Here is a 4,615-nt window from a genome sequence, read left to right as displayed (position 1 = left end):
CCCGCCACCAGACGAGGAAGACGGCCGCGAGGAACACCGCGTAGAGCGTCGCCGACACCGCATACGGAAGGCCCACGACGACGTGAGCGACATCGGCGGCCATCGTGCCGAAGACGCCCACCATCGCGACGGCGAACCAGTAGACCTCGGGCACGTAGCGCCGGCGCGTGAACTGCAGCGCCAGTGCCGCGCAGAACAGCACGAACGCGATCAGCACGGCGACCACCGGCGGCAGCACCCGGATCGAGAAGTCCGACAGCGCCTCGCCCAGCGCCGTCGACGCGGCTTTGGCCACCCAGAACGACGGCGTCGGATCGGGCACGCGCGAGGGCGCGGCATCCGAAGTCGTCGCGCTCATGCGCGCTTGGCCTTCGAGCGCTTCACGAGCGCCCCGATGACGACCGGCGCGACGGTCACGAGCACGATCGCGATGCTGATCCACTCGATGTTGTTGGCGACCCACGGAACCCCGCCGAGCAGGGCGCCGGCGAGCCCGAGAATGCCCGCCCAGATCACGGCGCCGATCGCGTTCCACATCGAGAAGCGGGCACGCGGCATGTCGGAGACGCCCGCCGCGGGCGAGATGTAGGTGCGCACGATCGGCACGAAACGGGCCAGGATGATCGCGCCCACCCCGTAGCGCTCGAAGAAGCCGTGAGCTTCGGCGAGGTACTCAGGCTTGAACAGCCGCGCCCCGGGACGGAAGAGGCGCCGCCCGTAGCGACGACCGATCCAGAACGACAGCTCGGCGCCGACGATCGCGGCGACCGCGGCGATCGCCGCGATCAGCACCCAGGAGGTGTTCAGCGGCACCGCGAGGATCGCCGCGGCGAACAGGAGGCTGTCGCCGGGCAGGAAGGGGAAGAACAGACCGTTCTCGATGAAGACGATGACGGCGACGAGCACGAGGGCGAGGGGACCGAGGCTTCCGAGACTGTCGATGATGTTCACGCGCCCATCCTGGCGGTGCGATTCAAAGAATGCGCCGAGATTCGGGCGTCAGGATGCCGCGGGGCTACGCTCGCGCTGTGAATCCGCCGACCGACCTGCTCCCCTCGCTCGTCGGTGTCGGGGTGCTCGCGGCCGTCACGACGGTCGTGCTCGCCGCCTTCCGCGTGCCGGGCCTGTGGTCGCCGCTGCTGGCGATCGTGCGCGGCGCGGTGCAGCTCGCGGTGATCAGCGTGCTGCTGACCGGACTCATCACCGACGCGAGGCTGATCGCACTGACCCTCGTCGCGATGTTCGTGATCGCGGCGTCGGTGGCGACCGGACGCATCGGATGGTCGCGGCGCCACGCGGCGATGATGACGACATCCATCGTGTCGGGGGTCGTGTTCGCGACGACGATCGTGTTCGCGACCGGTGCGCTCGAGCTGACCGCACGCTACGCGCTGGCGATCGGCGCGATCGTCATCGGCAACGCCATGAGCATCGCGACCCTCACCGGCCGCATGTTCACCCGCGGAATCGTCGACCACTGGGACGAGGTGGAGGGGTGGCTCGCCCTCGGCGCGCGGCCCCGGCAGTCGACCCTGGCGCTGGCGCGGCAGGCCGTGCGCGATGCCCTCATCCCCTCGATCGACCAGACCAAGACGACCGGTCTCGTCGTGCTGCCGGGCGCCTTCGTCGGCGCGATCTTCGGGGGGATCTCGCCGCTGGAGGCGGGCCGGTTCCAGATCGTCGTGCTCGCGGCCATCATGGCGGCCGGGGCGGTCACATCCGTGCTCGTCGCGCTCTGGATGGGACCGGTGCGGGTGAAACCCGCCGACCTGCGCTAGCTGCGGGAATGCGCGAACGCCCCCGGCCCGTACTCGGGCCAGGGGCGCTCCGTCTGTGCGCGGGTCGGCGCGGTCGATGGGTCAGGCGGCGGGAGTCGCGCCCTCGGTCACGGTGACCGCCTCGGCGGCGCCGGCCACGGCCACCTTGCGCGGCTTCGCCTTCTCGCTGACGGGCAGGGTCACACTCAACACGCCGTCGCGGTAGCTCGCCGAGATGGTCTCCGTGTCGATGCCACGCCCGAGCTGCAGCTGGCGCAGGTAGGCGCCGGCTTCCCGCTCGCGGGTGATCCAGCTGACGCCCTCGCCGCTGGGCAGGGTGCGCTCGGCGCGGATGGTGAGCAGCTGTCCGTCGACGTCGACGTCGATCGAACCCGGGTCGACGCCCGGGAGGTCGGCGGTGAGCACGTAGTGGTCGCCGTCGCGGTAGACGTCCATCGGCATCTGGCGCGGACCACGGCGGGTCTGGTCGAGAGTCGTGGTCGCGAAGCGCTCCAGGTCGCGGAGCAGGTCGTAGGTCGCCATGGGTTCTCCTGTGTGAGCGGGGCGGATGCAGCATCCACCCGGGTCTGCGAAAGTTGAGTCTGATTGGCTCAACTAGTGCGAGATTAGCACTCGGGCAGTGAGAGTGCCAGCGAAGGCGGCGGAGTTCACCGACGGCGAAATGGGGAGATCCCGGGGAGGGACCGCTCTATCGCGGTCCGGAGCCCACGACTGCGCATTGTGCACAGTCCCCCGGAGCAGGCCGGCTCGCCGAAGGATGCCACGCCCATCGGCGGACCGAAGACCCTACTTCCGCCCGGCCCGCCCGCCGAACGCGCGGCGAAGGGCTGCCGGCGCTCCTGCACCGGCAGCCCTCTTCGCATGGCGGATCAACTGGCGCCGAGCTTCTCCTTCAGCGCCGCGGTGCGCTCCGCCGCATCGGCCTTGCGCTCGGCCTTGCGCTGCTCACGCGCGTGACGCCGCGCCTCCTTCTCGGCTTCACGGTAGGCCTCCTCGGCGGCCTCCATCTCGTCGAGCACCTCCTCGCGCGGGCGCCGGATGACGACGCCGTCGAGCTTCGCCATCTCACCGTCGACGACCTCACGGGCGTACTCGGTGACCTCGGCGACGAGGGCGGTGCCGCCGATCGGGATGGCACTGCTGATCTGCTCGAGCGCGCCCGCCGAGCGGTCGACGCGCCGCAGATCGAAGGCGCCGCCCACGAGCAGCCCGCCCGTCCAGCCGAGCAGCATGCCGATGGGTCCGCCGATCACGCCGATCAGGAGTCCCACGAGGCTGCCGCCCCAGGTGCCCACGGCGCCGTTGTTGTCGACGCCGTCGGGCATCGAGATGCGCCCGTCGGCGTCGCGGGTGACGACGGCCGCGGCGGCGACGTCGACGCGGCCTTCCATGCCTGCGCCCTTCAGCTCGCTGAGCGCCTGGAAGGCGTTCGAGCGGTCGTCGAAGGTGACGGCGATGATGTTCGATTCGGGCATGACGGTGACCTCCTGATCACGGGGGATGTTCGCGGGCGGTTGTCCCGCATGACCACCACGATCGCGGTGTTCGCGTCGCCGCTCATCGGTCGCTTCGACCACTCTTCACAGCACTCTCTGTGCAGAGTGCACGGTGCGCCTAGGCTGACCGCATGTCCTCCCCGGGTCGGCTGCGCGAGTTCGTGTGCACGCTCGACGGCGCCCCCACGACGGCCGCCTCACTGCCCGACGACGAGCTGGAACGCCTGCATGCCGCACTCGGCGAGGGGCCGGTGCGCTGGGTGGTCGCGACCGTGGACCACACGCTCGGTGTACTGAGAGCGCGGCCCGATGCGGACGCACTCGCACCGTGGCCCCACATGCGCGCCCTCGCCGAGCACGTGCTCGCCGAGGCGATCGAGCGGTGCCTCGCATCGGAACCGACCACCCCCGACGAGCGCCTGGCAGAGCGCGCGTTCGCCGACGACATCGTCGCCCGCGACATTCCGCTGGGGCGAGTCGTCGACACGATGCGCATGATGCAGCATGCGTGGCTCGACGCCCTCGTCTCTCGGGCGGTCGAACTCGGAGGGGCGGCCGAGGTCCCCGCACTCACCCGCGTCGTGACCCAGACCGTCGACGGGTGGGTGGGTGCGTTCATCTCGGCAATCGATGCGGAGCGGCGCCGTGCGTTCCAGTCGGAACACGCACGCCGGCGGGCGATGGTGCGCTCCCTCGTCGCCGGAGAAGCGGTCGACGACCAGGTGGCCTCATCCGTGCTGGGGGTTCCGGTCGAGAGCTGGCATCTGGCGAGCACGATCGGCGCGCCGCCCGGAGCGACGATGACCCCGCGCGCGGTGGACGCGGTCGCCGATGCCGTGCAGCGCGCGGTCGGCACCACGCGCTCGGTGCGGCACGCGACAGGGTCTGGCGAGGTCTGGCTCTGGGTCACGACAGACGGCCCGGTGCGCGTGGAATCCCTCGATGCCCTGCGATTCGACGACACACTGCTCGTCGGCATCGGCGAAGCCCATCCGGGTCGCGCGGGTTTCCGGAGAAGCCATCTCGAGTCACTCGCGGCGCTCGCGGTGAGTCGGGGCGAGCATCGGCGCCGCGGCGCGCTCTACCGCGACGTCGCCCTGCGGGCGCTCCTGCTGCAGGACCCGGAACGGGCGATGTGGTTCGCCGAGACAGTGCTGCAAGACCTGTCGGCAGACACGGACGAGATGGCCGAGCTGCGCGAGACCGTACGAGTGTTCTTCGACACACGCATGCGCATCGCACCCGCCGCCGACCGCCTGTTCATCCATCGGAACACGCTGGTCAGCAGGCTCGAGAAGGCCGAGCGGCTGATGGGTCATCGTCTCATCGAGCGCACCACGG

Annotated in this window: 5 protein-coding genes and 1 pseudogene; 2 read left to right on the top strand and 4 right to left on the bottom strand. The window is 70.6% G+C overall.

What is annotated here, in order from left to right:
• Together ASG00_RS15740 and ASG00_RS07360 are read right to left on the bottom strand one after the other, a co-directional pair.
• Nucleotides 1-358: pseudogene (locus tag ASG00_RS15740) on the bottom strand (hypothetical protein); the annotation flags it as partial.
• The gene (locus ASG00_RS07360) at nucleotides 355-951 is read right to left on the bottom strand and encodes a DedA family protein (protein WP_045247149.1); all 597 of its coding nucleotides are present in this window, start codon (nucleotides 949-951) and stop codon (nucleotides 355-357) included. The gene ASG00_RS07360 and the pseudogene ASG00_RS15740, both read right to left, overlap by 4 nt.
• A 77-nt stretch (nucleotides 952-1,028) precedes the next feature.
• On the opposite strand from ASG00_RS07360, the gene ASG00_RS07355 reads away from it, so the two are divergent.
• Nucleotides 1,029-1,778, top strand: coding sequence for an ABC transporter permease (locus ASG00_RS07355; RefSeq protein WP_235557401.1), 750 nt, complete (start codon nucleotides 1,029-1,031; stop codon nucleotides 1,776-1,778).
• A gap of 81 nt (nucleotides 1,779-1,859) precedes the next feature.
• On the opposite strand, the gene ASG00_RS07350 is transcribed toward ASG00_RS07355, so the two are convergent.
• Nucleotides 1,860-2,300 carry an Hsp20/alpha crystallin family protein gene (locus tag ASG00_RS07350; protein ID WP_045247147.1) on the bottom strand — a complete coding sequence of 147 codons (441 nt, stop codon included), beginning with the start codon at nucleotides 2,298-2,300 and terminating at the stop codon, nucleotides 1,860-1,862.
• Between the two features lie 347 nt (nucleotides 2,301-2,647).
• Complete coding sequence (locus tag ASG00_RS07345; RefSeq protein ID WP_056208030.1) at nucleotides 2,648-3,253, bottom strand: DUF1269 domain-containing protein; 606 nt, start codon at nucleotides 3,251-3,253, stop codon at nucleotides 2,648-2,650.
• Nucleotides 3,254-3,405: 152 nt separating this feature from the next.
• Here ASG00_RS07345 and ASG00_RS07340 point away from each other — a divergent pair.
• The coding region (locus tag ASG00_RS07340) for a PucR family transcriptional regulator (RefSeq protein ID WP_056208027.1) at nucleotides 3,406-4,615 on the top strand (1,210 nt) is incomplete at its 3' end.

Origin of the sequence: Microbacterium sp. Leaf351 (assembly GCF_001423825.1) — a bacterium.
Classification (GTDB): domain Bacteria; phylum Actinomycetota; class Actinomycetes; order Actinomycetales; family Microbacteriaceae; genus Microbacterium; species Microbacterium ginsengisoli.
The sequence above is the reverse complement of the archived record's forward strand: the minus strand, read 5'-3'. Positions and strand labels throughout refer to the sequence as shown.